This window comes from Pseudoalteromonas sp. S3785, from assembly GCF_005887365.1.
GTDB lineage: Bacteria > Pseudomonadota > Gammaproteobacteria > Enterobacterales > Alteromonadaceae > Pseudoalteromonas.
Genome location: NZ_PNCT01000130.1, coordinates 1 through 598, shown reverse-complemented (window position 1 = coordinate 598; position 598 = coordinate 1). Strand labels below are relative to the sequence as shown.

General features: G+C 42.3%; 1 protein-coding gene. It reads left to right on the top strand.

Annotated elements, in window-relative coordinates; all coding sequences use genetic code 11:
• Positions 1–5: 5 nt before the first annotated feature.
• On the top strand, positions 6–598 hold a 593-nt coding region (locus CWC17_RS18795; protein WP_138614620.1), incomplete at its 3' end, for a UTP--glucose-1-phosphate uridylyltransferase.

Here is a 598-nt window from a genome sequence, read left to right as displayed (position 1 = left end):
TACCCATGAAAGCTGTTATTCCTGTTGCTGGCCTTGGTACGCGTATGCTGCCTATGACTAAAGCAATCCCTAAAGAAATGCTACCTATTGTAGATAAGCCACTTATACAATACATAGTAAGTGAGTGTGTAGCTGCTGGTGTTAAAGACATTGTACTTGTGACGCATAGTTCTAAAAACGCCATAGAAAACCATTTTGATACTAGCTACGAGCTTGAAGCAACGCTTGAAAAGCGCGTTAAGCGTGCTCTGCTTGAAGAAGTACGCTCTATTTGCCCTACCGATGTAACGGTTATGAGTGTACGCCAGGGCGAAGCTAAAGGCCTAGGCCACGCTATTTTGTGTGCAAAGCCAATTGTGGGTGATGATGATTTTATGGTACTGCTGCCAGATGTAATACTTGATGCTTACACAGCCGATCAAAAAACTGAAAACTTAGCAGCTATGATCAAACGCTTTAACGAAACTAAAGCAAGTCAAATTATGCTTGAGCCGGTAGCACAAGAAGATGTAAGTAAATACGGTATTGCTGATATAAACGGCGTGCAATTAACGCCAGGCAACAGTGCAGCAATTAAAACCATGGTTGAAAAGCCAGA